This is a genomic window from Pseudomonas sp. R3-56, from assembly GCF_051132075.1.
In the GTDB taxonomy this organism is placed as follows: Bacteria; Pseudomonadota; Gammaproteobacteria; order Pseudomonadales; family Pseudomonadaceae; genus Aquipseudomonas.
On record NZ_CP071657.1, the window covers coordinates 135,334 to 162,019 of the forward strand.

A 26,686-nucleotide genomic window follows, 5' to 3' on the forward strand; every position below is an offset into this window, starting at 1 on the left:
TTTTTTTGTCACGCAGGCCGGTTAAGATCAGCAATCATGCTGGCAAAACGCCGTTCCGGGTTGTTTGCAAGGTTTTTAGCGCGCAGCCGGGGGGCTCAGGTCCATTGTTCCGTCGGCAAAAAGAAGTAATCAGCAAGGAGGCAAGATGCCGCTGTGTTTGACTATCACTAGTTATCACAAGATTACCCCTGGACAGTGTTCTGAAAAGACCCTGAACCAAGGGGCGATGGCAATTGGCCGTAATTCCGATAATGACTGGGTATTGCCCGACCCGGAGCGCCTGGTTTCTGGGCAACATTGCGTTATCCAATACAAGGACGGGCGCTATTATCTGACCGATAACAGCACCAATGGCGTGGAGTTGGTCAAGGCCGGCATTCGCCTGCGCAAAGGCAACAGCGAGCCGCTGCAGGATGGCGAAGTCATTCGCATCGGTGATTACGAGATCCAGGCGCGCGTGGATTTCAGCCTGCCGGTCACCGACAGCAATCCGTTCGCCGAAGCGCCCAGCAGCTTCGAAGCCTTGATGGGGCGCCAGGGTGCCGCCGCGAATACGCCGGCGCCGATACCCGTGGCCACGCCTGCGCATTTCCAGGGTGTGTCGTCCATGGACACGCTGCCGGACCTGTTCGACTTCCTTGCTCCGAGCAGCGTCCCCCCAGCCACCCAGCCCGATCACGTTCCGGCCGAGCAACATGATTTCCGCCCGCCCACGCCGATTCCGCGCCCGAGTCCGCTGCCAGTGGTCCAACCGCTGCCGATGACGCCTGCTCCGGTTATCCCGGATGATTGGGACCTGTTCAGCGACACGCCTGCGCCGGTTGCGCCGATTCCCGTCGCGCCGCTGCCGGAGCCGGTTTCCGTGCCGCCATTGCCGGTGATCGAGCCCGTTCCCGCGCCGCCGATCCCGCAAGTCGTTGCGCCGATCGAGCCCGCGCCACCGCGCGAAGCGCCGGTCAGCCGCGTCGAGCCGACGGCTACCCCAACCGACACCTCTGGCCCTGACCTGCTGCAAGCGTTCCTGCGCGGCGCCGGGCTGGATCAGTTGCGCCTGGACAAAGCCCAGGCTGAGGCGCAGATGGAAAGCATCGGGCGCAGCTATCGATTGATGGTCGAGGGCCTGATCGATGTGCTGCGCGCCCGCAGCAGCCTCAAGGGTGAATTCCGCATCCAGCAGACAATGATCCAGCCGGTGGAAAACAACCCGCTCAAATTTGCCCCGAACGTCGACGAAGCCCTGCTGTTGCTGTTGCGCCACGGCAACCAGGCCTTCATGGCGCCGGACATGGCGGTGCGCGACAGCTTTGACGATTTGCGCGCCCATCAACTGGCGGTGATGGCCGGTGTGGAAGCGGCCATCAAGCATCTGCTGGCGCGTTTCGAGCCGGCCCAGCTGGAAGAGCGCATGGGCAAGCCCGGCGGGTTGTCGGGGATTTTCAGCGGGTCGCGCCAGGCCCAGTACTGGCAGCAATTCACCGAGCTCTACAGCAACATTTCCCGGGAGGCCCAGGAAGACTTCCAGGACCTGTTCGGTCGGGAATTCAGCCGCGCCTACGAAGAGCACAGCACGCGACAGCGACGTCGTTGAGCGGCACCGGGCCAGACAACACTTTTCAAGCACACAACGGATAGCTCAAACGTCATTGAGGACGCAGGATGATTCCCAGGTTTTTACTCGCAGTCGCCACAGCACTTCTGCTGACGGCGTGCGCCAAGGATGCGGCCGCTCCCCAGCCCGAAGAGGCTGAAGCCGACACCGCCGCCGTCGAGTTGCACTTCCACGCCATCGCCGGGCTCAACCCCGGCGCCAGCGGCCAGCCGGCGCCGGTACGGGTGCGCATTTTCGAGTTGAAGAACGCCGCCACTTTTGCCCGCGCCGACTATTTCGCCCTGGCCGAACGGGCGCAGGCGACATTGGGGGCTGACCTGATCGACCAGGACGAAGTGCTGATCCAGCCGGACCAGCAACTGAGCCTGCAACGCGATCTCGACCCGGCCACCCGGCACATCGGAATCCTGGTGGGCTATCGCGAGCTGGACCAGTCGCTGTGGCGCACGGTGATGAATGTCCCGGCGCGCCAATACACCGAATACCAGATCAGCCTCGATGTGCGTGCCGTGCGCAGCGCCGTCGTCGTCCCCCCATCCAGCCCTGCCCAATAAGCAATCGGAGCCCCCATGTCCTGGAACAATCGCGTGGTCTGGTCGGAAGGCATGTTCATTGGAACGCAGCACTTCCAGCAGCATGACCGTTACCTGGAAAACCTTATCGACTCCCGCAGCCGTCCACTGTCGGCTGGCGCCTGGGGTTTTTCCGAATTGCTGATCGATCAGGGCCTGCTGGCCCAGGGCAAGCTGGCGATCATCTCGGCCAAGGGCCTGCTGCCCGACGGCACGCCGTTCAATATTCCTCAGGACGACGTTGCGCCGACGCCGCTGAACATTGACGACAACCTGCGTGACGGCCTGGTGTACCTGGCCCTGCCGCTCAAGCGCGCCGGCGCCCGCGACACCGTGGACGAAGGTGAACCCTTGGGCGCCGCGCGCTACGTGAGCCAGGTCTGCGAAGTGCGTGATGACAATGCGCCGTTCGAAAACCGCGCACCGGTGGCCGTGGGTTCCCGGGCGCTGCGTTTGTTGACCGCCCAGGATGGCATTGGCGACTATGCCGCGATTGGCGTGGTGCGCATCAAGGAAAAACGCGCCGACCGCGCCCTGGTGCTGGATGAAAATTACATCCCGCCGCTGCTGGACGTAGCGGCTTCGAAGTCACTGGCAGCGTTTCGCAGTGAGCTGCTGGGCCTGCTGCACCAGCGCGGCGAAGCCCTGGCCGGGCGGGTCGTGGCCTCCGGCGCGGGTGGGGCCTCGGAGATTGCCGATTTCATGCTGCTGCAACTGGTCAACCGCGCCCAGCCGCTGATCCAGCACCTGAGCCAACTGAGCCCGCTGCACCCCGAGCGTTTCTACAGCGAGCTGGTGAGCCTGGCCGGGGAGTTCTCGACCTTTACCGCATCCGGCCGCCGCCCGCAGGAATATCCGCAGTACCAGCACGATGACCTGGTGCTGAGTTTCACGCCGGTGATGCAAGCCTTGCGCGAGGCGCTGTCGATGCTCATCGACAGCAAGGCCACGCCGATTCCGATTGTCGAGAAAGCCTACGGCATCCATGTGGCGATGCTGGCCGACAAGACCCTGCTCGACAGCGCCAGTTTCATTCTCGTGGTGCGCGCCGACGTTCCCGCCGAAACACTGCGCGGCCGCTTCGGCCAGCAGAGCAAAGTCGGCTCGGTGGAGCACATTCGCGACCTGGTCAACCTGCAACTGCCGGGCATTGGCCTGCTGCCGTTGCCGGTGGCGCCACGGCAACTTCCGTACCACGCCGGATCCACCTATTACGAGCTGGACCGGGGCAGCGATCACTGGCAACAGTTGAGCAACTCCGGCGGCTTTGCGTTCCACATCGCCGGCCAGTTCCCGGGGCTGAACCTGGCTTTCTGGGCGATCCGAGGATAAACCGCGATGAGCAACGACGATCGTACCCAGTTCATGCCGACCCCCGGTGGCCGTGGCGCGGACCCTTTCCGCCCGGACCCGGGGCGGCCGCAACCGGCACCCGCGACGGCGCCGCTGTCGATGCCGGCCGCGCCGCTGTTGACCGGCAAGGCCCAGGGCCTCAACCCGCTGGAGAGCGCCGCCGGCCCGCTGCTGGCCCTGCTGACGCGCTTGCGCAGCACCATCGCCCACCCGGCACCGGCCAGCTTGCGCGCCCAATTGCTGGCCTACCTGCGCCAGTTCGAAGAGCGCGCCGAAGCCGCCGGCGTGGTGCGCAACGATGTCTTGCTGGCCCGCTACGCCTTGTGCACCGCGCTGGATGAGGCGGTGCTGAGCACGCCTTGGGGCGGTACCAGCGACTGGGGCAAGCAGAGCCTGTTGATCACCGTGCACAATGAAGCCTGGGGCGGCGAGAAAGTCTTCCAGCTGCTGGAGCACTGCCTGCAAAGCCCGCGCGAGCGTCTGTACCTGCTGGAGCTTTTGTACCTGTGCATGTGCCTGGGTTTCGAAGGGCGCTACCGGGTCATGAACGACGGTCGCAGCCAACTGGAAGCGCTGCGCGAACGCACCGCAGCGGTCATCCGCAGCGCCCGTGGCGACTACGAACGCGAGCTGTCGCCGCACTGGCGTGGGGTCACCGTGGCCCGCGATCGCCTGGCGCAGTTCATGCCGCCATGGATCGCCGTGGCCATTGGCATTGCCCTGTTGCTGGCGTTGCTGTTCGGCCTGCGCATGAAGCTGGCCGCTGATGCCGAGCCGGTGTTCAAGAATATTCATTTCCTCGGCGAAATCCCGGTGCAGACCATCGACCGCCCAGTGGTCCAGCCGAAAGTGATCGAACGTCCGCGCCTGGCCGGGTTCCTCGCCGATGAAATCAGGGCCGGCCGGATTGCTGTGGAAGACGCCGTCGACCGCTCGGTGGTGACCATCCGTGGCGATGAACTGTTCGCCTCCGGCAGCGCCAGCATCAAGGATGATTTCCAGCCGTTGATGCTGCGCATCGCCGATGCCGTGCGCAAGGTCAAGGGCCAGGTGCTGGTGACCGGCCACAGCGACAATCGCCCGATCGCGACCTTGCGGTTTCCGTCCAACTGGGCCTTGTCCGAAGCACGGGCCAGGTCGGTGCTGGACATTCTTTCGGCCAAGACCGGCCAGCCCGAGCGCTTCAGCGCCGAAGGCCGCAGCGACACCGAGCCGTTGGCGTCCAACGCCACGACCGAGGGGCGGGCGCGCAATCGTCGGGTTGAAATCACAGTATTGGCGGAGGGGGTCGAGTGAAGGCGTTTTTCAGTTTCATGACCCGTTGGGTCATCCCGTTGCTGGGGCTGATCGCCCTGAGCCTGATCATCTGGTTCGTCGGCCCGCTGCTCGATTGGCTGGTGCCTGAAGGGCGCCGTTGGGCGCTGATCATCCTGGTGTTTGCGGTATGGATCGCCTATCGCCTGTTCCGCATCATCCAGGCCCGCCGGCAGGCCGCCGAAGTCATGCGCAGCCTGGCCGCGCAGACTCCGCCGGACCCGACCAGCATTGCCACCGCCGAAGAGCTCGAAACCTTGCGCCAGCGCATGGACGAGGCCCTGGCCTTGCTCAAGAAAGCCAAGCTGGGCGGTGACGAGCGCCGTAACCTCTACGAGTTGCCGTGGTACGTGATCATCGGCCCACCGGGCTCGGGCAAGACCACCGCACTGGTCAACTCAGGGCTGCATTTCCCGCTGGCGGCGCAATTGGGCGCCGGCGCGGTGCGCGGTGTCGGTGGCACGCGCAACTGCGACTGGTGGTTTACCGACGAGGCGGTGTTGCTCGACACCGCCGGTCGCTACACCACCCAGGACAGCGATGCGACCGTCGACAAGGCCGCGTGGCTTGGATTCCTCGGCCTGCTGAAAAAACAGCGGGCACGACGCCCGATCGATGGCGCGTTCATCGCCATCAGCCTTTCGGACCTGCTGTTGGGCAGCGACGCCGAACGTGCCGCCCACGCGGCGGCAATCCGCCTGCGGATCCAGGAGTTGTACACGCAGCTGGGCGTGCGTTTCCCGGTGTACCTGATGCTCACCAAGCTCGACCTGGTGCCGGGGTTCATGGAGTACTTCGACAACCTGAGCAAGGAAGAGCGCGCCCAGGTCTGGGGCATGACTTTCACCCTGGACGATGGCAAGAGCAATGACAGCCCGCTGGCGCACCTGCAGAGTGAATTCGCCCTGCTCGAGCAGCGCCTCAATGATCGCCTCGTCGAGCGCCTGCAACAGGAGCGTGACCCGGCGCGGCGCGATTTGATCTACGGCTTCCCGCAGCAGTTCGGTGCATTGAAGGATTGCCTGCAAAGTTTCCTCGACGGGGTGTTCAAACCCAATGCGTTCGAAGAGCGTGTGTTGCTGCGTGGCGTGTATTTCACCAGCGGCACCCAGGAAGGCAGCCCGATCGATCGCCTGATCGGCTCCATGGCCCAAAGCATGAACCTGGACCGCCAGCACCTGGCGCGCCAGACCGGTACCGGGCGCAGTTATTTCATCGAAAAACTCTTCAGCGCCGTGGCCTTCGCCGAGCGTGGGCTGGTGGGGGTGGACCCGAAAGTCGAGCGCCGGCGCAAATGGATCGCCCGCGGCGTGCTGGCGTCTACCGTACTGGTGGTGCTGGTGGTCGGTACGTTGTGGTGGGTCAGCTACCGCGCCAACCAGGCCTATATCGCCCAGGTCGACCAGAAAGTCGCGCCGCTGGGCCAGACCGTGCAGAACCTAAGCCCGGCCCAGCGCGACGTACTCGCGGTATTGCCGCTGCTCAACGCCGTGAAGCATCTGGCCGACGATGCTCCGGACTGGGCCGAAGGCCTGGGCCTGTATCAGGGCGACATGCTCGAAGCCGAGTCCGGCAGCGTCTACCGCAAGCTGTTGATCGCGGTGTTTGCACCGCGCCTGCTGACGCGCATCGAAGAGCAACTGCACGGCGGCGGCAACTCGGACTTCCTTTACGAGGGGCTGAAGGCTTACCTGATGCTCGCCGACAACGAGCATTACGACGCCGACTTCATCAAGGCCTGGATCGCCCTCGATTGGGACCGCAGCCTGCCGCGCGACCTGCCGGCCGAGCAGCGCCTGGCCTTGACCGGGCATTTGCAGGCGCTGTTCGAGCGGCGTCCACCGACCGCGCGCCTGGACCCACGCCTGATCGAAGACCTGCGCCGCCAGCTGCAACAACTGCCGGTGGCCCAGCGCGTCTACGACCGCATCAAACGGCAGAAGCTGCCCGACGGCATCCCCGACTTCCGCATCAACGAAGCCGCCGGGCGTGACGCCGCGCTGGTGTTCAGCCGCAAGAGCGGCAAGCCGTTGGGTGAACCGTTGAGTGGCTTCTTCACGGTCAAGGGTTACCGCCAGGGCTTCTTGCTCAGCAGCCTGAGCCAGACCGGCACCCTGGCTGAAGAGCAATGGGTGCTGGGCTTTGAGCAGGCCGATCAGCAGAACGTCGCCAGCCTCGCCGCCGATGTGCGTCGCTTGTACTTCCAGGACTACATGCGCCAATGGGACGCCTTGCTGGCCGACATCGACTTCGTCCCGATCACCAGCGTGGCTCAGGCCGCCGATGTGCTGCGGGTGCTTTCCGGCCCGACCTCGCCGCTGAAAAAGCTGCTGGTGGCGGTGGCGAAGGAGACCGACCTGCAACAGGACGAACGCCTGCTCGCCGCCCAAGGCGTACCGGCGGGCGACGGCGTGGACAAGCTCAAGGAGCGCCTCGGCAGTCTGCTCGGCCAGGAGCAGGCAACGCCAAACGCGCCGCAAACCAGCGATGACCCGATCACCGCGCACTTCGCCGAGCTCAACAGCATCGTCAGCAAGAGCGAAGGCGAACCGGCGGCCATCGACGGCCTGCTGTCCGACATGAACGCCCTGTATGTGCAGGTCAGCGCCATGGTCGGCGCCAGCGGCGACGCCTTGCTCGGCGAAGCGAAGAACCAGGCGTCGGCCGCCGCCACCCGCGTCAGCCTCAACGCCGAACGCCAGCCGCCGCTGGTGCAGGGTCTGGTCAAGTCGGTGGTCAACTCCACCACCAACACCATGATGGGCGGCGTACGCAATCAGTTGAATGCTGCCTGGACCAGCGAAGTGGTGAATATCTATCGCCAATCCCTGGCCGGGCGTTATCCGATGTCCCCGGGCAGCGCACGGGACGCGACCCTCGATGACTTCGGCCAGTTCTTCGGCGTCGGCGGGGTGATGGACAACTACTTCCGCAAGTACCTGCAACCCTACGTCGATACCTCGGCCCCGACCTGGCGTTGGCAGCCGGGCGCAGCGCAGAAGCTCGGCATCGCTCCGGGTGTGCTGCAAACCTTCCAGCGCGCGGCGACCATTCGCGATGCGTTCTTCCGTTCCGGCGGCACGCAGCCGATGGTGCGCTTCGAGCTCAAGCCGGTGGCGATGGATTCGACCATCACCCAATTCCTGCTCGACCTCGACGGCCAGCAGTTGAGCTACGACCACGGCCCGAGCCGGCCGACCGCCATGCAATGGCCGAACCCGGGCAGCATCGGTGTGGTGCGCATCTCGATCATGCCGCCGTCGTCCAGCGGTCGTTCCGGCATCACCTTGGATGGGCCATGGGCCTGGTTCCGATTGCTGGAGCAGTCGGACCTGACCGCTGGCAACTCGCCGGATCGCTTCAACCTGCGGCTGCGGGTCGATGGCGCCAGCGCCTCTTACGAGTTGCGGGCCAACAGCGCCTTCAACCCATTCAAGAGCCGGGTACTCAGTGGCTTCAGCCTGCCGGAGCGCCTATGAGCAGTACAGCGGGTTTCTATGGAAAGTTGGCCAGCCGTGGAGACTTCGTCAGCCGTGGCTTGCCGCAGAGTTTTATCGGCCCTTGGGACTCATGGCTGGCGGCGGGTTTGCTCGCCAGCCAGGCCAGCCTCGGCGAGCGCTGGCTGGATGCCTATCTGGTCAGCCCGCTGTGGCGCTTCATGGTCGCGCCCGGCGTTTGCGGGCCGGACGCTGCGGTTGGCGTGGTGATGCCAAGCATTGACCGGGTCGGGCGGTATTTCCCGCTGACCGTTGCAGCGTTGCTCGACCCGGATGCCGACCCGGCCTCGGTGGTCGGCGGCGCGGACGACTGGTTCGAGCGGGTCGAGAACCTGCTGTTGAGCACTCTGAACTTGGAGGCCAGTTTCGAAGCTTTCAACGCGGAGCTGGAAACCCTGGATGGCCCGATGTACCTGCCGCGCACCCCGAGCAGTCGCTTCGCCAGCCTGCATCGCTTCGATGCCACCGATTCGCAGCGGCGAATGAGCGCCCTCGCCGAGTCGGCTTGCGAAGGCGTCAGCCTGTGGTGGGGCCAGGGTTCGGAGCGCATCGCGCCCGGTTTGATGCGGTGCCAGGGGCTGCCGGCCGCCGCTGATTTTGCGCAATTTTTGCTCGGCCAAGAAGGTGTTGTGTAGATGCGTCCAAGTGCTGGAAAAGCCTTCAAGTCTGCAAGCAAAAGCCATGTCGGCATGGTCCGCCAGGTCAACGAGGACGCCTGCCTGGACCTCCCGGAAAACGGTTTGTGGGTAGTCGCCGACGGCATGGGCGGGCACGCGGCGGGCGACTACGTCAGCAGCCTGATTGTCGACAGCCTGCGTAGCATTGCGGTGGGCCGCTCGCTGGACGAATACATCGCGGCGCTGCAAAGCGACCTGCTGCGGGTCAACGCCGCCGTGCGCGAAGAAACCGCCAACCGTGGCGTGACCATGATGGGCAGCACCGTGGTGGTGCTGGCCACGCGCGACCTGCGGGGCATGTGCCTGTGGGCCGGCGACAGCCGCTTGTACCGCTTGCGCGACGGCGTGCTGGAAGGCATCTCGCGCGACCACAGCTACGTCCAGGATCTGCAGGACAGCGGCCTGCTCAGCGAGGCCGAAGCCCGCGTGCATCCGCGGGCCAACATCGTCACCCGCGCCATCGGCGTCGAGGCGCAATTGAACCTGGCGATGACCGAGCTGCTGCTGGTGCCCGGCGACAGCTACCTGCTGTGCAGCGACGGCTTGACCAAGACCGTCGAGGACGAAGAAATCCGAGAAGTATTGAGCCACGACGAGCCCGGCGAAATCGCCAGCAGCCTGGTGTCCCTGGGTCTGATGCGCGGCGCGCCGGACAATATCACTGTGGTCGTTGTGAAGGTGCCGTCATGAGCTTGCCCCTGAATATTGTCATCCCCGGCTACGACATCGATGGCGAGATCGGCGAAGGCGCGATGGCCAGCGTGTACCTGGCGACCCAGCGTTCGCTTGAGCGCAAGGTCGCGTTGAAAGTCATGGCCGCGGCGCTGGCGGCCGACCCGACTTTCTGCGAGCGTTTCTTGCGCGAGGGCAAGACCCTGGCGCGCCTGTCGCACCCGCATACCGTCACCATCCATGACATCGGCAATGTCGGTGAGCTGTATTACATGGCGATGGAATACCTGCCCAACGGCACGCTCAAGGAACGCATCGCCGCGGGCCTGACGCCGGAGCAGGGCCTGACCTACATCCGCCAGATCGCTTCGGCCCTGGGTTACGCCCATGGGCTGGGCCTGGTGCACCGTGACGTCAAGCCGGCCAACATCCTGTTTCGCGCCGATGGCACGGCGGTACTGTCGGACTTCGGCATCGCCAAGTCCCTGGACGATCGCACCCAATTCACCCAGGCCGGTTTCGCGGTTGGCACGCCCAGCTACATGAGCCCTGAGCAAGCCCGTGGGCAAGACATCGACGGCCGCGCCGACCTGTACGCCCTGGGCGTGGTGCTCTACGAGATCCTCGTCGGCAAGCTGCCGTATATCGGCAACGACGCGCTGTCCACGGCCCTGGCCCACCTGACCGAACCGCTGCCGGAATTGCCGGTGCACCACGGTCGTTACCAGGAAGTGCTGCGCAAACTGCTGGCAAAGGATCCGGCGGAGCGTTTCCCGGATGCGACTGCGTTGCTGCGCGCGTTGGATAACCTGCCAGAGGAATCGTCGGAAGCGACGCTGATCCGGCCGTTGTCGTTTGAACTGCCTGCCGCGCCGCCTCCGGTGGATGACTTGGCCGGCCTGACGCCTATTTCCATCGACATTCCCAGTGGCCCGGCTTACGCACAACCGCAGCCCAAGCCGATCCCGCCGCCGGTAAAACCGACGCCTCAGTCGACGGTGCCGGAGCAGCGCAAGCGGCCGGTGTTCGCCCTGGCCGCCGTTGCGGTCGCCGTGGCGCTGGCCTTGGGCGGCGCAGGTTATTGGTGGCTGTCCGGCGATGATGGCAAAGCCGCGAAGCCGCCGGTGGTGTCCACGCCGCCGGTCAACAAGACTCCGCAGAAACAACCTGAAGCGCCACCGGCCAAGCCACCCGTGACGCCGCCAATAAACCCGCCCGTGGCGACCGAGGCCGATGGCGGCCAGCGACCATTGCTGATGGCCGGCAAGAAAACCCTATTTCAGCGTGTGCTCAGCAAGCCGGGGGCGAAACTCGCCGACGCGCCGGGTGCCGCACCGGGCAAGTCGCTGCCGGCGTTCTCGGTGTTGTATGTGTATCAGCGCAAAGACGTGGAGGGCAGCGCCTGGGTGCGGGTCGGCGCGGCCACCGACGGGCGCAGCGACGGCTGGTTGCCCGCCGCCCAGGTCAGCGACTGGAAACAGAGCCTGGTGCTCAAGTTCACCGAACGCTCCGGCCGTGCGCCGGTAATGTTCCTGCGCCAGCCCGGCGAAGTGGAAAAGCTCCTGGCGAACCCTTCGGCCGCGAAAAATGCGTTGCTCAAGGCCCAGCAAAGCCCTCAGGACAACCAGCAAGTGCTGGCCCTGGAACCGGCCGCCAGCGCCGTACCGCAAAACCAGTTCTACCTGTTGCCGATCTTCGATTCGCGTGAAAGCTTCGACGACAACGGCCAGCCGGTGCAGTTGCTGAACGTTGCCTCCATCGACCCCGGCAACACCCAAAAGGCCGCGACCAACACGCCGATCACCTCCGCCAATGCCGACGCGTTCCGTACCGCCGTGGTGCTGGTGGTGGACACCACCGTGTCCATGCAGCCCTATATCGATCAGGTCCGCGACGTGGTGCATCAGTTGCAGACCCGCATCGGCGAACGTGGCGAGTTGGACAGCGTCAGCTTCGGCATGGTCGGTTTCCGCAGCAGCATCAAGAAAACCCCAGGCCTGGAGTACACCGCCAAGACTCTGATCACGCTGGAGCAGGGTCGCGACCCGCAACGCTTCCTGGAGATGGCGCGGCAGGTCAAGGCGTCTACCGTGTCGAGCCATTCGTTCAACGAGGATGCGTTTGCCGGGGTCATGGAAGCCGTGGAAGGCATGGACTGGTCCGGCTACGGCGGGCGCCTGATCCTGCTGGTGACCGATGCCGGTGCCCTGCGCAAGAACGACCCGTTTGCCGCGACGCAGATGAACGAGGCCGAAGTGCGCCAGGCCGCGTTGGGCAAGCAGATCAAGATCTACGCCTTGCACCTGCTCAGCGACGCCGGCAAGAAAACCCACGCCGGCGCCCAGACCCAGTACCGCACCCTGACGGCCGACGCCAATCCACAGATCGGCGACCTGTACATCCCGGTGCCGGGCGCCGACGTGCGCAAGTTCGGCGAGCGGGTCGACGAGATCGGTTCGGTGTTTGCCGATCTCGTGCACCAAGTGCGCAGCAACAAGCCGCAAAGCGTGCCGCTGCTCAGCGCCGCGCCAAGCCTGGCGGACAAATCGGCGGCGGTCGGTTACGCCATGCACATGGATTTCCTCGGCCGCAAAACCGCTAGCCAGGCGCCGCAACTGGTCAGCGCCTGGACCGCCGACCGCGACCTGACCAACCCGGCCCTGCCGGCGTTCCAGGTCTGCGTGATGCTGACCAAGCTGCAGCTCAACGACCTGCAGCAATCGCTGAAGCTGATCGTCGACGCGGCCCGCAAGACCCAAAGTTCGCCCAAGGATTTCTTCCAGGAAATCGCCAGTGCCAGCGCCTACATGAGCCGCGACCCGTCGGCCCTGCGCAAGGGCGGTAATCTCGCCACCGGCGGCATCCTCGGCGAGTACCTGGAAGGGCTGCCGTATCGCAGCAAATCGCTGAACATGACCCAGGACCTGTGGCTGTCCTTGAGCGTGGCCGAGCAGGAAGATTTCATCGACGAGCTGGAGTCGAAGATCCGTCTCTACGAAACCTTCCACAACGATCTCGCCAACTGGGTGCGTTTCGGCGATGCCGAGCCGGGCGATGCCTTGTACCGCGTTCCGTTGTCGACGTTGCCGTGATGCTGAACCTGAACGCCGTGCACAAAAGCCGGGGCACCGGCGGCCAGCGCTACAGCCTGGTGATTCCACGGCTGCAACTGCGTGGCGGTGAACAACTGGCGGTAGTCGGCCCCAGCGGCTGCGGCAAGAGCACCCTGCTGGACTTGCTCGCCCTGGTGCTGGCGCCGGATCAGGCCGGGCAATTCGATTTCACGCCCGCCAATACACCGCTGGACATCGCCAAACTGTGGCGTGCGTCGCAACAGGACACCTTGGCCGAGCTGCGCAGCCGTCACCTGGGCTATGTTCTGCAAACCGGGGGCCTGCTGGGCTTCCTGGACGTGCGCGGCAACATCGCGTTGTCGCGCAAATTGCTGGGCTTGAAGGATGACGGCAGCGTGACGCGCCTGGCTGGACAACTGGACATCGCCGATCAACTGGACAAGAAACCGACGGACCTGTCCGTGGGTCAGCGCCAGCGGGTCAGTTGCGCCCGCGCTTTGGCCCATGGCCCGCGCCTGCTATTGGCCGATGAGCCGACCGCCGCGCTGGACCCGTTGAACGCCGAGCGCGTCATGCAGTTGCTGGTGACCCAGGCCCGCGAGCAGGGTGTGTGCTGCGTCGTTGCCACCCATGACGAGGCGCTGGCCCGCGCCAGCGGCTTGCAGGTGCGGCGCATCAGTTGCCGTCGCGACACGGACGGCGGCGTCACCGCCACCCTTGGGAAGGCTTGCTGATGCGCGGCGCGCTGGTGGCTTCCCTGGCCTGGCAGGATTATCGCAACGACGCCTGGCTGTCGGCCTGTTCGGTGCTGGCGCTGGTCGCGGTGGTGGCGCCATTGCTGGTGTTGTTCGGCCTGAAGTTCGGTCTGGTCAGCAGTCTGACCGAGCGCCTGGAACGTGACCCCACGACCCGGGAAATCATCCCCTTGGGCGGTGGTCGTTTCAGCGGAGGATTCGTCGAACAGCTGGGGCAGCGAAGCGACGTGGCTTTCGCCTTGCCGCGCACCCGGCAGATCGCGGCCACGGCGGACCTGAGCAACGAGGCTTCGGCGGTCACGGTCGAAATGATTCCCACGGCGCTGGGCGATCCGCTGTTCGACCAACTGCCGGTGCCGCAAGGCCTGGAGCAAGTGGTGCTCAGCCAGACCGCCGCGGAAAAACTCGGCGCCAGGGCTGGCGATTGGTTGCAGGCCAGTTTCGGCCGGCAGGTGGCCGGTCGCAGCGAGGCGCAGCGCACACGGGTGCAGGTGCTGCAGGTGCTGCCGCTGGAAGCCTTCGCCCGGGACGGTTTGTTCGCGCCGCTGGCATTGCTGGAGGCGGCGGAGGATTATCGCGACGGCCGCGCCGTGCCCGCGTTCGGCTGGCCTGGCGATGCGCTGGGCGACGCTGGGCAGCGGGTTTATCCGGCGTTTCGTTTGTATGCCCGCAGCCTCGGCGATGTCGAGCCGCTGCGTCAGTACTTCGCCGGACAGAACCTGCTGGTGTCGACCCAGGCCCAGACCATCGCACAAGTGCAATCGTTGAGCCGCAACCTGTCGATCGTGTTCTGGATCATCGCCGGATTGGCGCTGGCCGGTGCATTCGCGGCGATTTTTGCCGGTGCCCTGGCGGCCGTCGAGCGCAAGCGCCGGGAGCTGTCGGTGTTGCGCCTGCTGGGTGTGTCCACGGCGGCGCTGTTGTTGTTCGTGGTCTTGCAGGCGCTCTACAGCGCCACGTTTGCCGCCCTGCTGAGTGCTGGCCTGTATGGCCTGGCGCAGTCGGGCCTGAATCATTTATTTGCGCAGATGCCCGGCGAATACGCCAGCCATCTGCTGGTGCGCCATTACACCTTGGCCCTGGTGGCCGTGCTCGGCGTCAGTGCCGTCGCGGCGGCCTGTGGCGGCTGGCGGGTGGCGCGCATCCAGGCGTGTGAAGGAATTCGCGATGTATAAGTTATTGGGCGCCGCCGTGGCGCTGAGCCTGGCCGGTCTGGTCTGGGCTGATGAAGGCACGGATAAACTGGACAACCCCAAGCCATTGCCCGACGACGTCAGCCTGCCGCTGCCGTGCGAGGGGCAGATGGTGTTCCGCTACGTCTACATCCTCGCCCAGGGCACCCTGGACGACCGAGAGATCAGCCTCGGCTACCCGTTCAGTGAAGGCGAGGCGGGCTATCAACAGTCGTTCATTTCCGGCTACCGGCGCGATTTCATCAACGGCCAGTTCACCCTCAAGGATTTGCCCAAGGACTGGAACAAGACCATCACGCCGTTGATGCCCAAGACTGACGCCAAGACGCCGCTCAAGCCGATGCTGTACTTCATCGGCAAATACGAGGTTACCGCCCGCCAGTACGCCCAGGTCATGGCGCAGGCGCAATCGCTGGCCAGCGGCGAGCCGGCACCGGCCTGCGAGGCGCTGCTGGCCGAGTTGCCCCAAGGCATGGCCGGGCGCTTGCCCAAGGTGAAGCTGTCGAAGTTCGAGGCCGAGCGCTTCTCGGCGGTATACAGCGCCTGGCTGATGAAATACCACAAGGACCTGTTGCCGGTGAGCGGCCGCGGTACCTCCGCTGAAGACGGTGGGCTGGGCTTCGTGCGCCTGCCCACCGAGGTCGAATGGGAATTCGCCGCCCGTGGTGGACATGCCGTGAGCCGCCAGGACCTGGAAGGACGATTGTTTCCCCGCCGCCTGGAAGGCAGCGAAAGCGACGGGCCATTGGCCGATTGGGCGGTGTTCAACCAGGTCGTCGGTGGCACCGGCCAGGCGGCGCGACTGATGCCCATCGGCACCAAGCTGGCGAACCCGATCGGGTTGTTCGATGTGGTGGGCAACGCCGCCGAGATGGTCCAGGAGTCCTTCCAGCTTGTGCACGCCGGCCGCCGTCAGGGCGCCTATGGCGGTTTTGTGGTCAAGGGTGGCAACTACCTGGAAGGCGAGGGCACGTTGTTTACCGGCATGCGCCGCGAGTACCCGTTGTTCGCCGCCGATGGCACCGAACAGAGCAACGAAACCACCGGCTTTCGCGTGGCCGTCGGGGCGTTGTCGGCGCCGCGCTCGCGCTACAAGGAATTGTTCGCCCAATGGCAGAAGGAAGGCCGGCTCGCGTCCCTCACCGATGCCATCGACGATGCTGAAGACCCGACCAAGCGCCTGGACAGCATTATCGCCGCCAGCGCCGACCCGCGCCTGCAAGCCGAGCTGGGACTGGTCAATGAAGAACTCAAGCGCAACGTCTCGCTCATCGCCCAGCAGCGCGAGGAAGCGGCGGGCAACCTGATCCAGTCTTCGGCCTTGGTGGCGGAGACCATCAACAACTACAACATTCGCCTGACCAACCTGCAAAACAGCCGGCAGGCGGCCCTGGACGCCAAGGACGAGGCCAGTGCCACGCTGTTCGCCACGGCCATCGACAACGGCCGCAGCGCGCTGGACGGCGCGGTGGCGATCTACATCGACAACCTGGCAACCGGCACGCGCTACACCGATGCCGTGATCCAGGCGCAGTTCCAGCGCATCAAGGAAGAGCTGGAGCGCAAACCGGTACTGGGCAAGAGCCTGGTGGCGCGTGCAACGTTATTCGTTCGTCATGTCGGGGATTATCGTCAGCAGAAACGAGCCGACCCGGCGGCGATATTGAAGGAATTGCTCGCATCGAGCGCTCAGCGGTCTTGAGTGTTCGTTGTCAGCGAGCTTGGAAGGGACTCAGGCGGCGATAGGGCTGTGCTGAGCTGGTCAAAACTTAAACGAGAACACAACTATGCTTTTCTCCCGTAAACCTTTTGCTTCGGTTTCCAAGCGTCATTTGCTGATGGTCGCTGTTGGCTTCAGCACCGTGCTGACCGGCTGCGCCACGTCGCCGACCTCCAAGGTCGCTTCGAGCACCAAGGTCGAGTACTACCCGAACTGCTACGAGCCGGTGCAGCACCTGCGCTCCACTGAAGGCAACATGACCAAGTCCGTGGTCACCGGCGCAGCCGTCGGCGCCGTCGGCGGTGCCTTGCTGGGCGCGCTGACCGCTGACAAGGAAGACCGTGGCCGCAACGCCGCCATCGGTGCCGCGGGCGGCGCCCTGGCCGGTGGCGCAGCCGGTTACTACACCGAGCGCCAGAAGCAGATCGCCGATGACAACATGCGCATCGCCTCCTACGCCGCCGATGTCAGCAAAAGCGCTTCGGACATCGACCGCAGCACCGCGTACGCCAAGGCTTCGCAACAGTGCTACCAGAACGCGTTCAGCAAACTGGTCGCCGACCGCAAGGCCAAGACCGTCAACGACACCGAAGGCCGCAAGCGCCTGGCGGAAATCGTTGCCGGCCTGAAAGAGTCCAACGACCTGATCGTCGCCGTGAACGGCAAAGCCGCCGAAGACCTGAACAACTACACCCAGGCCTATGAAAAAGACCTGCAGCAAGTGGGTGTGCAGCGTACCGACGTGGTGACCGTGGCCACTGCTGATACCACGCAAGTTGTGGCGGCACAGACCAGCACCAAGAATAAAAAGAAAGTGACGCCGGCGAAGAAGAAAGAGCTGCCAACCGTGCCGAAAGAGGCGGTCGCCACCGAGAAAACCCTGCAGACCGCCAAGGCCAAGCAGGATGAAGGCAAGCAGGTCGCCAGCGCCGGCACCACCCAGGTCAACAGCATGTGCAAAAACCCGGACCTGGGCGATTGGGCACCGGTGCCTTGCCCGAATGTCTGATTGATTGATGACGGTTGGTCACTCCCTCAGGGGGAGTGATCACCGCGTAAAACCCGTGGGAGCGAGCTTGCTCGCGATAGCGTCCGTTCAGTTGGCATTGATGTCGACTGAGGCACCGCTTTCGCGAGCAGGCTCGCTCCCACAAATGTTTTTTGTGTGGCTGAAAGATCCGCATCAAACCCAATCCCCTGTGGGAGCGAGCTTGCTCGCGATGGCGTCCGTTCAGTTGGCATTGATGTCGACTGAGGCACCGCTTTCGCGAGCAGGCTCGCTCCCACAAATGTTTTTTGTGTGGCTGAAAGATCCGCATCAAACCCAAATCCCTGTGGGAGCGAGCTTGCTCGCGATAGCGTCCGTTCAGTTGGCATTGATGTCGACTGAGGCATAGCTTTCGCGAGCAGGCTCGCTCCCACAGTTTTTGTGTGTGGCTGAAAGATCCGCAACAAACCCAATCCGCTGTGGGAGCGAGCCTGCTCGCGAAAGCGTCCTTTCAGTTGGCATCAATGTAAAAACGTGACTTGGCAGTCATCATGCCGGAATCTAGGCCGATCTCCCGCAAAACGGATTCGATGATGGCGTTCCGGCACAGAATCGCTAAACTGCGCCGGCCGTTCATTTTCTAACGAGGCTGTGCCCATGAAATTTCGTTTGCTGCTGTGGATGCTCGGGTTGTTGATGGGCAAGGCCAGTCGTAACAATCCGGCGTTCCAGCAACAGTTGGCCGACCGGGAGCTGGTGTTCCAGCTGCAAACCCTGGACGGCAAGGTCGCCAGGCATTACACCGTGAAGAACCAGCGCATCACCAGCCACTCCGGTGTGTACCCGACACCGGCCTTCGCCATCGCCTTCAAGGATGCAGCCTATGGCTTCGCCACGCTCCAGGCGAAGAACAAGCAGTTGGCATTCATGACCGGGATCCAGGACAAATCGATCCAGATCAAAGGCAACCCGGCGCTGGTGATCTGGTTTCAGGGGTTGATGAAGTATCTGAAGCCGAGGAAGGCCAAGAAAGTCTAGTCGAGAACCCCGTGGCGAGGGAGCTTGCTCCCGCTGGGCTGCGAAGCAGCCCCAAATAGGCTAATGCGTTTCCCCTGACGGATCGCGTCGGCAGGTTTTGCGACTGCTGCGCAGCCGAGCGGGAGCAAGCTCCCTCGCCACAAAAGCTCAGCTGCCTGCGTCGGCAATCAATGGCTGAACTGCGAAGCCAGTTCCCGCAGCAACACTTCGGCTTCGAGCACTTTGCTGACCACGTCGTTGGCCTTTTCCCGGGTCAGCCCCACGCGTTCGAGCAGCGAGTCCGGGATGTCCTCGTCCGGGCCCGAGCCGATGCTGCGCGAGCGCAGCAGGCGCACGGCCAGGCACACCAGGTTCGGGTAGGCGGCGTATTCGCCGTCATAGTGCGGGTCGTGCTGGAAGCGCAGGGCGGTGGCCAGTTCGTCGGGCATGTCCCAGTAGCGCATCAGCCAGGCGCCAATCTGCTCGCGACTGATGCCCAGCAGGTGCTGTTCCACGTAGCTGTGGCACAGGTGCGGGTTGACCTCCAGGTGCCGGCAGATCAGCGAGAAATGCGGCGGGAACACGTGGGCCAGTAGCAGATAACCGAAGTTGTGCAGCAGCCCCGAAAGGTAGGTCAGGCCGCCTTCGGGGCGCTGGGCGCGCGGCATGGCGCGGGTCAGGCCTTCGATGACGGCGGCGGTGTAGATCGACTGCTGCCAATAAGGCGTGGTGTGTTGCGGGTGGTCCTTGGGCAGGCTCAGGGTCTTGCCCAGGGCCAGGCCCAATGCCAGGTTGATCACCAGGTCGAAGCCCAGCACCCGGACAATCGCGTCTTCCACCGAGCGAATCTTGCCCGGCGAGGCGTAGTACGGCGACGCGGCCCAGCTCACCACTTGCGCGGCCAGGGCCGGGTCGGTTTCCACCACGCCAGTGATGTCATCAATGGTCGCGTCGGGATCGACCCGCAACTTGATGATCTTCTGCGCGGTTTCGGCCAGCGGCGGAATCTCGATGGTTTCTTCCAAGCGTTGCTGGATACGCCGCGCGGTGAAGGCCTGCACGGCCATGGTGATTTCCTTGCGGTCGTCGTCCGGGCGGTCCAGGTTTGGCGTGATATTGCTCAAAGGCTCGCCGAACGTCGCGGCGCTGGCCTTGGTGAGCATGGTCTTGAAGGCTTCGCTGGTGACTTCCAGGAGCAGCCCCGGCTCGCCGGAATTGATCAGCAGTTTCGGCTCGCGCAGCAGGCCTTCTTCATACAGGCACGGCGAGCTGGTCAGCGCTGGCAGGCCGGGCAGCAGGCTCAGGTTGTGCTTGCCGAGCATGCGTTCCAGGCGCTCGGTCGGCACAGCCGTGAGCTTACGGCCGGTGAGCTCGGCCAGCCGGTTGAGGTCCAGCAACTGGTTTTGCGGAAACAGGACCATGAGCGCGCCGACAGCGTCGTGCAGCAGCACGGCCTGCACTTTACGAGCGGGGTTCAAGCCCGGTCGCTCGATGACTTCGTCAAAGGCGATGCCCAATTTCTCGAGCAACTGCCGAATAACAGACGGAGCGTGCGGGGTTTCGGGGACGAGGGCAGCTTCGGTCATGGTCTGTATCCGTTTTCCTACAAGTTGGTCAGTATAACCAGCTTGTCGGGCAGGCGCGTCCAGAAAACTGAGCGCGTGCTCACACTTGGCCGTATTGCTGCCCGTGGCGCAACCAGCGATCCAACAGCGGGCTGACGTGGTCCGGCCAGCGCTCCAGCAACGCCTGGGCGGCGTCGCGGACCGCAGGGAGCAGGTCGGCGTCGCGCATCAGGTCGGCTACCTTGAATTGAAGCAGACCGGTCTGGCGCGTGCCGAGCATTTCACCCGGGCCGCGCAGTTCGAGGTCTTTTTCGGCGATGACGAAACCGTCGTTGGTTTCACGCATGATGCCCAGCCGCTGGCGGCCGATCTGTGACAGCGGCGGGTGGTACAGCAACACGCAATGGCTGGCCGCGCTGCCCCGGCCGACCCGGCCACGCAACTGGTGCAACTGCGCCAGGCCCAGGCGCTCGGGGTTCTCGATGATCATCAGGCTGGCGTTGGGCACGTCGACGCCGACCTCGATCACCGTGGTGGCAACCAGCAATTGCAAGGCGCCGGCCTTGAATTCGGCCATGACCGCGGCTTTCTCGGCAGGCTTCATGCGACCGTGGATCAGCCCGACCTTCAGTTCGCCAAGGGCGGCGGTGAGATCCTCGAAGGTGGTTTCAGCCGCCTGGCAGGTCAGCTCTTCCGATTCCTCGATCAAGGTGCACACCCAATAGGCTTGCCGGCCTTCGGCGCAGGCGCTGCGCACGCGCTCGATCACTTCGACCCGCCGGGTGTCGGTGACCAGCACGGTGTTGACCGGCGTGCGGCCCGGCGGCAGTTCGTCGAGGATCGAGGTGTCGAGGTCGGCGTAGGCGCTCATCGCCAGGGTCCGCGGAATTGGTGTGGCGGTCATGATCAACTGGTGCGGGCACATTCGGCCACCGACACCTTTCTGCCGCAGGGCCAGGCGCTGCTGGACGCCGAAGCGGTGTTGTTCGTCGATGATGACCAAGGCCAGGTTCTTGAACTGCACTTCGTTCTGGAACAGCGCGTGCGTGCCGACCACCATCGGCGCGCCCTCGGCGATCTGCGCCAGGGCGGCGACGCGGTTCTTGCCCTTGAGCTTGCCGGCCAGCCAGGCGACTTCGATGCCCAGCGGTTCGAGCCAGCGCTGGAAAGTGATGAAGTGCTGTTCGGCGAGAATCTCGGTCGGCGCCATCAACGCCACCTGATAACCCGCCTCCAGCGCTTGCAGCGCGGCGAGAGCGGCGACCACGGTCTTGCCGGCGCCGACGTCGCCCTGGATCAACCGCAGCATCGGCTCGGGCTGGCTCAGGTCGTAGGCAATTTCATTGCCGACCCGTTGCTGGGCGCCGGTGGGGGTGAAACCGAGATTGGCCAGGTAGCGGGCTGGCAGTTCTGTCGCCTTGGGCATGGCCGGGGCGCGCAGCGAGCGCAGGCTTTCGCGCAGGCGTTGCTGTGACAGTTGATGGGTCAGGAGCTCTTCGAACGCCAGGCGATGCTGGGCCCAGTGATGTCCAAGGGCGAGCTCTTCGACGTCGGCATCGGCGGGCGGGTGGTGCAGATAACGAATCGCGTCGGCCAACGGCGCCAATTGATAGTCCCGCGCCAGTTCCTTGGGCAGCCAGTCCGGCAGGCTGGTGGGGCCGAGCATCGTCAGGGTCTGCTGGCAGAGCTGGCGCAAGCGCTGCTGGGTCAGGCCTTCGGTGAGGGGGTAGACCGGCGTCAGGGTTTCAGCCACTGGCGGCGGTTCATCGCCGGTGATGGCGCGGTATTCCGGGTGGTAGATTTCCAGCCCGGACGCGCCGGGCCGCGCCTCGCCGTAGCAGCGCACGCGGGTGCCCCGCTTGAGGCCTTCCTTTTGCGCGTTGCTGAAATGGTAGAAGCGCAGGCTGAGCCCACCGGTGCCGTCCTGCAGGCGCACCACCAGGCTGCGCCGCCGGCCCATGACCACGTCGGCGCCGCTGACGGTGCCTTCGACCACCGCATCCTGCCCGGGTCGCAAATGGCCGATGGGCACCACGCGGGTGCGATCCTGGTAACGCAGCGGCAGGTGGAACAGCACGTCCTGGAGGGTTTCCAGGCCGACCTTGGCGAGTTTCTCGGCCATGGCTTCACCGACACCCTTGAGTGCCGTGACCGGCACTTTCGACAGCTCAGTCATGGCAGCGGCTTACTTGGCGGCGGGCGGCTTGGCCACGGAACACAGGCGGATCGAATCGGCGAGGATCTCGATGGCCTTGGGTCGCGGGAAGCTGGCGCGCCAGGCGATGGCAACGGTGCGGAACGGCACCGGCGCGGTCAATGGACGGACTTCGATCACGCCGGGTGAATAATGATGGCTGTCCACCGCCGACAGCGGCAGGATCGAAATGCCCAGGCCGGAGGCGACCATGTGGCGAATGGTTTCCAGGGAGCTGGATTCCACCGTGGTGTGCTTGGCGCCTTCGCTGCCCTTGGTCAGGGTCGGGCAGGCTTCGAGCACCTGGTCGCGGAAGCAGTGGCCTTCGCCGAGCAACAGCAGGCTCTTGTCATTGAGCAGGGCGGCGTCGATGGTTTTCTTCTGGGTCCACGGGTGTTGGGCCGGCATCAGGACGTAGAACGGCTCGTCGTAGAGCGGCAGGGTCAGGACATCGGCTTCGTTGAACGGCAGGGCGATGATGATCGCGTCCAGCTCACCGTTGCGCAGCTTGTCGCGCAGCACATGGGTGAAGTTTTCTTCGATGTACAACGGCATCTGCGGGGCGACCCGGTGCAGCTGCGGGATCAAGTGCGGGAACAGGTACGGGCCGACGGTGTAGATCGCGCCGACTTTCAGCGGGGCGGTCAGCTGGTTCTTGCCGGCCTGGGCCAGCTCGCGAATGCCCTGGGCCTGTTCCAGGACTTTTTGCGCCTGGGCGACGATGCCTTCACCGACCGGCGTCAGGCGAACCGCGCTTTTGCTGCGCTCGAAAATAAGCACACCGAGTTCGTCTTCAAGCTTTTTCACGCCCACCGACAGCGTCGGCTGGCTGACATGGCAACGCTCGGCCGCATGGCCGAAGTGCTGCTCTTGGGCGAGGGTCACGATGTAGCGTAATTCTGTGAGGGTCATGGCGAGCGTCCGTGAAGTTGCGAGCCAAGCATACCGGCTGCAATCGATAGACGCACGTTATCAGACTGGAGGCGCGGTGCGACACTGGCGAATGCCTGTGTGGCCGTTGCCGGATATGAAAAAGGCATCTTTCGATGCCTTTGTTTCACGGTGGCGAGGGAGCTTGCTCCCGCTGGCCTGCGCAGCAGGCCCCGGTTCGGTGGAGGTGATCAGTCTGACGTATTGCATTCACCGGTTTGGGGCCGCTGCGCGGCCCAGCGGGAGCAAGCTCCCTCGCCACAAGGTTCACCCTGTCATTGGGTATTTGGGTCAGCGCCGGCGCTTGTCGATGGAGTACAGGAACGGTGCCGTCAGTTCGACCGTGCCGTTGCTCAGCAGGTCGGCCGGTGGCTTGGGCAGCGGTTGGGCGCGGCGGATCATTTCCAGGGTGGCCCGGTCCAGATCGGCGTTGCCTGACTTGCCCACCAGTTCGAACGACACCACGTTGCCTTCGGCATCCACCACGAACCGCAAGCGGTTCATGCCTTCCTTGCCACGTGCCTGGGCGCTGGCCGGGTACTTCTTGTACTTGCCCAGGTGCGCCAGCAACGTACCTTGCCAACTGGCCTTGGCGGCCATCTGCGCGGGCGATGGGCCAGGGGCCGGTTGCGCGGACTTCTCCGTCGGTGCTTGGGTCGGCTGAGTGTCGGCGGGCTTTTGCTCCGACGGCGTTTCCTTCGGCGGCTCCGGCTTTTTCTCCACTGGCTTTGGCTTGGGCGGCTGTGGTTTTGGCTTGGGCTTGACCGGTTTGGGCACGGCGATTTCCGCCTTCGGTGCCTCGGCCAGTTTGGGTAGCGGCAGCTCTTCGACCGGCTCGGGCGGTTGCGGCGGCGTGACGACTTTTGGCGGTGCAGGCGGTGGCGGTGCTGGAACCGGCGCCAGTTCGACCATCATCGCCTGGGGAGGCAATTCGATGGGCGCACGCGTCGTCCAGTTCAGCGCCAGTGCGATGGCAAGCGCATGCACGCCCAGCACCACGGCCAGGCTACCGCTGTAACGCGTCAGCTTTTGGCGCGTCGTGATCATTTCTTCGGCGCCGTCTCGAGTCCGACCAGACCGACCTTCAGGTAGCCGGCGCCACGAAGGGCGTCCATCACGCTCATCAGGTCGCCGTAGTCCACGCCTTTGTCGGCCTGGAAGAAGATCGTCGTGTCTTTCTTGCCCTGGGTCCTGGCGTCCAGGGTCGCGCCGAGGCTGTCGACCTTGATTTCCTCTTCACCGAGGAACAGGCGCTGGTCGGCCTTGACGCTCAGGAACACCGGTTTCTCCGGGCGTGGCGACGGCTTGGCCGTCGATGCGGGGAGGTCAACCTTGATGTCCACGGTGGCGAGCGGGGCGGCCACCATGAAGATGATCAACAGCACCAGCATCACGTCAATGAATGGCGTGACGTTGATTTCGTGGTTCTCGGCCAGATCGTCGTCTGCGCCTTCTTTCAAATGCAGGCCCATGGCCGATTACCCCACTTTCACCATGTGCGGTTGCGAGCTGCGCTCGGGCGGCAGGTGGTCGAGGTCGCGACTGACCAGCAGCAGGACTTCGGCCGAAGCGTCGGAGACCTGGGCCTTGTAGCCGGCGATGGAGCGGGCGAAGACGTTATAGATGACCACGGCCGGGATCGCTGCGACCAGGCCCAAAGCGGTCGCCAGCAAGGCTTCGGCGATGCCGGGAGCAACGACGGCGAGGTTGGTGGTCTGGGTCTTGGCGATGCCGATGAAGCTGTTCATGATCCCCCACACGGTGCCGAACAGGCCGACGAAGGGCGCGGTGGAACCGATGGTGGCGAGTACGCCGGTGCCGCTGCTCATGTTGCGACCGCAGGCCGCGACCAGACGCTCGAGACGGAAGCTCACGCGTTCCTTGATGCCTTCCTTCTCGCGGCTGTTGGCCGACAGGCGCATCTCTTCGAGCGCATCGTGCACCAGCAGGTTGGCGAGGGTGCCTTCCTTGCCGGCGGTGGTGCTGGCTTCCTTGAGGGTGGCGGCTTTTTTCAGGGCGGCGATCTCGCCACGCAAGCGGCGCTTGGCACCCAGCAGCTCGAAGCCTTTGGCGATCCAGATGGTCCAGGTGATGATCGAGGCGATGGCCAGGCCGATCATCACGGCTTTGACGACCACGTCGGCGTTCTTGTACATGCCCCAGGGCGACAGGTCGTGGGCCATGCCCAGGGTGTTGTCGGCTTCAAGCACTGGAGGCGCGTCGGCTGCGCTGGCTTCGACGGCCTGGGCCGGGTCGCTGGCTGCGGGAGCGGCTACAGGTGCTGTCGTATCGGCCGGCGCCTGGGTGGCAGCGGGTGCCGTGGTGGACGTGCTGGTCGGCGTCTGGGCATCGGCGAATGCGGCGGCAGGCGCCAGCAGCAGGCTGAACAGCAACGCTGCCACAGCGCTCCAGGCGCGAGGTCGATTGGTTGGCGAAGCGGAGGAGAGAGAGCGTGTCATGCTGGCCGGACCTGAGAGAAAAAAGAAGGTTGATGTTCTTCCAGGCCTCGTGAGGCCGAGAACAAAAGTGGCGAGCATTATTGCAAGTAATTCTTGTTAACAAAAGTAATACAGTATCTTTTTTTCGTAGAATGCTAGCCGCTCGTCCTCTCTGGCAGCTAGTCTGCGGCTTTGCCATAGGAGATTCTGATGTCCGCGCCTTCTGTTCTAATTGCCGGCTGTGGTGATATCGGCGGTCGCCTGGCCACGAAATTGCTGGCGGCTGGCTGGCATGTTTACGGCCTGCGCCGTGATGTCTCGCGGTTGCCGGAGGGTGTGACTGGCGTTGCCGGCGACCTGTTCAACGAAGACTGCCCAATGACTTGGCCGGTGGGCGCTATCGATTATGTGGTTTATTGCGCCGCCGCCACCGACCACGATGAGGATGGCTATCGGAAGGCTTACGTCCAGGGGCTGCAGAACGTGCTGAGTTGGTTGGGTGACTATGGACAGGTGCCCGATCGACTGATTTTTGTATCCAGCAGCAGCGTGTATGGCCAGCAGGACGGTGCATGGATCGATGAGACCTCCGAGACTGTCGCTACCGGCTATTCCGGACGCCTGATGCTTGAGGCCGAGCAGGTAGCACTCAAGAGCGGTATTCGCGCAAGTGTCCTTCGCCTGACGGGCATTTATGGCCCGGGCCGCGAATGGCTGCTCACGCAAGTGCGTCGGGGTTATCGCGTGGCGACGGAGCCGCCGCTCTATGGCAACCGGATTCATGCGGACGATGCTGCTGGATTGCTGGCGTTTCTGTTGGAAAAGGATCGGCAGGGCGTACAGCTGGAGGATTTCTACATCGGTGTCGACGATGCACCTGCGCCGTTGGCCGAAGTGGTGGGTTGGCTACGCGAATATCTGGGCGTGACCGAGTGGGCCGATGACGCCAGCGTGCGTCGCACGGGTAGCAAGCGTTGCAGCAATGCCCGGGCGAAGGCGTTGGGCTGGGTGCCCCGTTATCCGAGTTATCGCGAGGGGTATGCGGCGATTCTGGAAGGGCGCTGCTGACTTTCCTGTCGCCGCAAAAGCAACTGTGGGAGCGAGCTTGCTCGCGATAG

Annotated in this window: 20 protein-coding genes; 14 read left to right on the plus strand and 6 right to left on the minus strand. The window is 64.3% G+C overall.

Annotation, left to right across the window (positions count from 1 at the left end):
* Nucleotides 1-145 precede the first annotated feature (145 nt).
* From tagH to J3P96_RS00700, 13 genes are all read left to right on the plus strand, one after another.
* Nucleotides 146-1,588 carry a type VI secretion system-associated FHA domain protein TagH gene (gene tagH, locus J3P96_RS00640; protein ID WP_434654685.1) on the plus strand — a complete coding sequence of 481 codons (1,443 nt, stop codon included), beginning with the start codon at nt 146-148 and terminating at the stop codon, nt 1,586-1,588.
* 68 nt (nt 1,589-1,656) lie between these two features.
* Nucleotides 1,657-2,163, plus strand: coding sequence for a type VI secretion system lipoprotein TssJ (gene tssJ / locus J3P96_RS00645; RefSeq protein WP_434627070.1), 507 nt, complete (start codon nt 1,657-1,659; stop codon nt 2,161-2,163).
* Nucleotides 2,164-2,178: 15 nt separating this feature from the next.
* Nucleotides 2,179-3,513, plus strand: coding sequence for a type VI secretion system baseplate subunit TssK (gene tssK, locus J3P96_RS00650; protein WP_434602265.1), 1,335 nt, complete (start codon nt 2,179-2,181; stop codon nt 3,511-3,513).
* 6 nt (nt 3,514-3,519) lie between these two features.
* A complete protein-coding gene (locus tag J3P96_RS00655) occupies nt 3,520-4,830 on the plus strand; it encodes a DotU family type VI secretion system protein (protein WP_434627072.1) in 1,311 nt (436 codons plus the stop codon).
* Nucleotides 4,827-8,327, plus strand: coding sequence for a type VI secretion system membrane subunit TssM (gene tssM / locus J3P96_RS00660; protein WP_434654687.1), 3,501 nt, complete (start codon nt 4,827-4,829; stop codon nt 8,325-8,327). The genes J3P96_RS00655 and tssM overlap by 4 nt, the downstream gene beginning before the upstream one ends.
* The gene (gene tagF, locus J3P96_RS00665) at nt 8,324-8,980 is read left to right on the plus strand and encodes a type VI secretion system-associated protein TagF (protein ID WP_434654690.1); all 657 of its coding nucleotides are present in this window, start codon (nt 8,324-8,326) and stop codon (nt 8,978-8,980) included. Before tssM ends, tagF begins: the two co-directional genes overlap by 4 nt.
* Nucleotides 8,981-9,712, plus strand: a complete 732-nt coding sequence (locus J3P96_RS00670) for a PP2C family protein-serine/threonine phosphatase (protein WP_434570876.1) — start codon at nt 8,981-8,983, stop codon at nt 9,710-9,712.
* Nucleotides 9,709-12,786, plus strand: a complete 3,078-nt coding sequence (locus tag J3P96_RS00675; protein ID WP_434654692.1) for a protein kinase domain-containing protein — start codon at nt 9,709-9,711, stop codon at nt 12,784-12,786. The genes J3P96_RS00670 and J3P96_RS00675 overlap by 4 nt, the downstream gene beginning before the upstream one ends.
* Nucleotides 12,786-13,502: an ABC transporter ATP-binding protein gene (locus J3P96_RS00680; protein ID WP_434654694.1), complete on the plus strand. Its 717-nt coding sequence runs from the start codon at nt 12,786-12,788 to the stop codon at nt 13,500-13,502. Before J3P96_RS00675 ends, J3P96_RS00680 begins: the two co-directional genes overlap by 1 nt.
* Nucleotides 13,502-14,698, plus strand: a complete 1,197-nt coding sequence (locus tag J3P96_RS00685; RefSeq protein WP_434654697.1) for an FtsX-like permease family protein — start codon at nt 13,502-13,504, stop codon at nt 14,696-14,698. Before J3P96_RS00680 ends, J3P96_RS00685 begins: the two co-directional genes overlap by 1 nt.
* Nucleotides 14,691-16,418, plus strand: a complete 1,728-nt coding sequence (locus J3P96_RS00690) for a formylglycine-generating enzyme family protein (RefSeq protein ID WP_434654700.1) — start codon at nt 14,691-14,693, stop codon at nt 16,416-16,418. The genes J3P96_RS00685 and J3P96_RS00690 overlap by 8 nt, the downstream gene beginning before the upstream one ends.
* An 85-nt stretch (nt 16,419-16,503) precedes the next feature.
* The gene (tagQ, locus tag J3P96_RS00695) at nt 16,504-17,445 is read left to right on the plus strand and encodes a type VI secretion system-associated lipoprotein TagQ (RefSeq protein WP_305497890.1); all 942 of its coding nucleotides are present in this window, start codon (nt 16,504-16,506) and stop codon (nt 17,443-17,445) included.
* Nucleotides 17,446-18,081: 636 nt separating this feature from the next.
* Complete coding sequence (locus tag J3P96_RS00700; RefSeq protein WP_434654701.1) at nt 18,082-18,462, plus strand: helicase; 381 nt, start codon at nt 18,082-18,084, stop codon at nt 18,460-18,462.
* 167 nt (nt 18,463-18,629) lie between these two features.
* Here the strand turns inward: J3P96_RS00700 and J3P96_RS00705 are convergent, their stop codons facing one another.
* The 6 genes from J3P96_RS00705 to exbB form a co-directional block, all read right to left on the minus strand.
* The gene (locus J3P96_RS00705) at nt 18,630-20,027 is read right to left on the minus strand and encodes an HDOD domain-containing protein (RefSeq protein ID WP_434570889.1); all 1,398 of its coding nucleotides are present in this window, start codon (nt 20,025-20,027) and stop codon (nt 18,630-18,632) included.
* A 79-nt stretch (nt 20,028-20,106) separates the two neighbouring features.
* Nucleotides 20,107-22,182: an ATP-dependent DNA helicase RecG gene (gene recG / locus J3P96_RS00710; RefSeq protein ID WP_434654704.1), complete on the minus strand. Its 2,076-nt coding sequence runs from the start codon at nt 22,180-22,182 to the stop codon at nt 20,107-20,109.
* Nucleotides 22,183-22,191: 9 nt separating this feature from the next.
* Complete coding sequence (locus J3P96_RS00715) at nt 22,192-23,112, minus strand: hydrogen peroxide-inducible genes activator (RefSeq protein ID WP_030142183.1); 921 nt, start codon at nt 23,110-23,112, stop codon at nt 22,192-22,194.
* Nucleotides 23,113-23,421: 309 nt separating this feature from the next.
* Nucleotides 23,422-24,177: an energy transducer TonB family protein gene (locus J3P96_RS00720; protein ID WP_305497900.1), complete on the minus strand. Its 756-nt coding sequence runs from the start codon at nt 24,175-24,177 to the stop codon at nt 23,422-23,424.
* Nucleotides 24,174-24,602, minus strand: coding sequence for a TonB system transport protein ExbD (gene exbD / locus J3P96_RS00725; protein WP_434602255.1), 429 nt, complete (start codon nt 24,600-24,602; stop codon nt 24,174-24,176). Before exbD ends, J3P96_RS00720 begins: the two co-directional genes overlap by 4 nt.
* Before the next feature lie 6 nt (nt 24,603-24,608).
* The gene (gene exbB, locus J3P96_RS00730) at nt 24,609-25,589 is read right to left on the minus strand and encodes a tonB-system energizer ExbB (protein ID WP_434654707.1); all 981 of its coding nucleotides are present in this window, start codon (nt 25,587-25,589) and stop codon (nt 24,609-24,611) included.
* Nucleotides 25,590-25,778: 189 nt separating this feature from the next.
* On the opposite strand from exbB, the gene J3P96_RS00735 reads away from it, so the two are divergent.
* Nucleotides 25,779-26,636: an SDR family oxidoreductase gene (locus tag J3P96_RS00735; RefSeq protein WP_434654709.1), complete on the plus strand. Its 858-nt coding sequence runs from the start codon at nt 25,779-25,781 to the stop codon at nt 26,634-26,636.
* Nucleotides 26,637-26,686: the final 50 nt, after the last annotated feature.

What these genes read in the sequence shown, in the direction of transcription:
- J3P96_RS00715 (WP_030142183.1), bottom strand. Translation starts at nt 23,112, where the DNA reads ATGACCCTCACAGAATTACGCTACATCGTGACCCTCGCCCAAGAGCAG.
- exbD (WP_434602255.1), bottom strand. Translation starts at nt 24,602, where the DNA reads ATGGGCCTGCATTTGAAAGAAGGCGCAGACGACGATCTGGCCGAGAAC.
- recG (WP_434654704.1), bottom strand. Translation starts at nt 22,182, where the DNA reads ATGACTGAGCTGTCGAAAGTGCCGGTCACGGCACTCAAGGGTGTCGGT.
- J3P96_RS00655 (WP_434627072.1), top strand. Translation starts at nt 3,520, where the DNA reads ATGAGCAACGACGATCGTACCCAGTTCATGCCGACCCCCGGTGGCCGT.
- exbB (WP_434654707.1), bottom strand. Translation starts at nt 25,589, where the DNA reads ATGACACGCTCTCTCTCCTCCGCTTCGCCAACCAATCGACCTCGCGCC.
- J3P96_RS00675 (WP_434654692.1), top strand. Translation starts at nt 9,709, where the DNA reads ATGAGCTTGCCCCTGAATATTGTCATCCCCGGCTACGACATCGATGGC.
- tssK (WP_434602265.1), top strand. Translation starts at nt 2,179, where the DNA reads ATGTCCTGGAACAATCGCGTGGTCTGGTCGGAAGGCATGTTCATTGGA.
- tagQ (WP_305497890.1), top strand. Translation starts at nt 16,504, where the DNA reads ATGCTTTTCTCCCGTAAACCTTTTGCTTCGGTTTCCAAGCGTCATTTG.
- tagH (WP_434654685.1), top strand. Translation starts at nt 146, where the DNA reads ATGCCGCTGTGTTTGACTATCACTAGTTATCACAAGATTACCCCTGGA.
- J3P96_RS00690 (WP_434654700.1), top strand. Translation starts at nt 14,691, where the DNA reads ATGTATAAGTTATTGGGCGCCGCCGTGGCGCTGAGCCTGGCCGGTCTG.
- J3P96_RS00720 (WP_305497900.1), bottom strand. Translation starts at nt 24,177, where the DNA reads ATGATCACGACGCGCCAAAAGCTGACGCGTTACAGCGGTAGCCTGGCC.
- J3P96_RS00735 (WP_434654709.1), top strand. Translation starts at nt 25,779, where the DNA reads ATGTCCGCGCCTTCTGTTCTAATTGCCGGCTGTGGTGATATCGGCGGT.
- J3P96_RS00700 (WP_434654701.1), top strand. Translation starts at nt 18,082, where the DNA reads ATGAAATTTCGTTTGCTGCTGTGGATGCTCGGGTTGTTGATGGGCAAG.
- tagF (WP_434654690.1), top strand. Translation starts at nt 8,324, where the DNA reads ATGAGCAGTACAGCGGGTTTCTATGGAAAGTTGGCCAGCCGTGGAGAC.
- J3P96_RS00685 (WP_434654697.1), top strand. Translation starts at nt 13,502, where the DNA reads ATGCGCGGCGCGCTGGTGGCTTCCCTGGCCTGGCAGGATTATCGCAAC.
- J3P96_RS00705 (WP_434570889.1), bottom strand. Translation starts at nt 20,027, where the DNA reads ATGACCGAAGCTGCCCTCGTCCCCGAAACCCCGCACGCTCCGTCTGTT.
- tssJ (WP_434627070.1), top strand. Translation starts at nt 1,657, where the DNA reads ATGATTCCCAGGTTTTTACTCGCAGTCGCCACAGCACTTCTGCTGACG.
- J3P96_RS00680 (WP_434654694.1), top strand. Translation starts at nt 12,786, where the DNA reads ATGCTGAACCTGAACGCCGTGCACAAAAGCCGGGGCACCGGCGGCCAG.
- J3P96_RS00670 (WP_434570876.1), top strand. Translation starts at nt 8,981, where the DNA reads ATGCGTCCAAGTGCTGGAAAAGCCTTCAAGTCTGCAAGCAAAAGCCAT.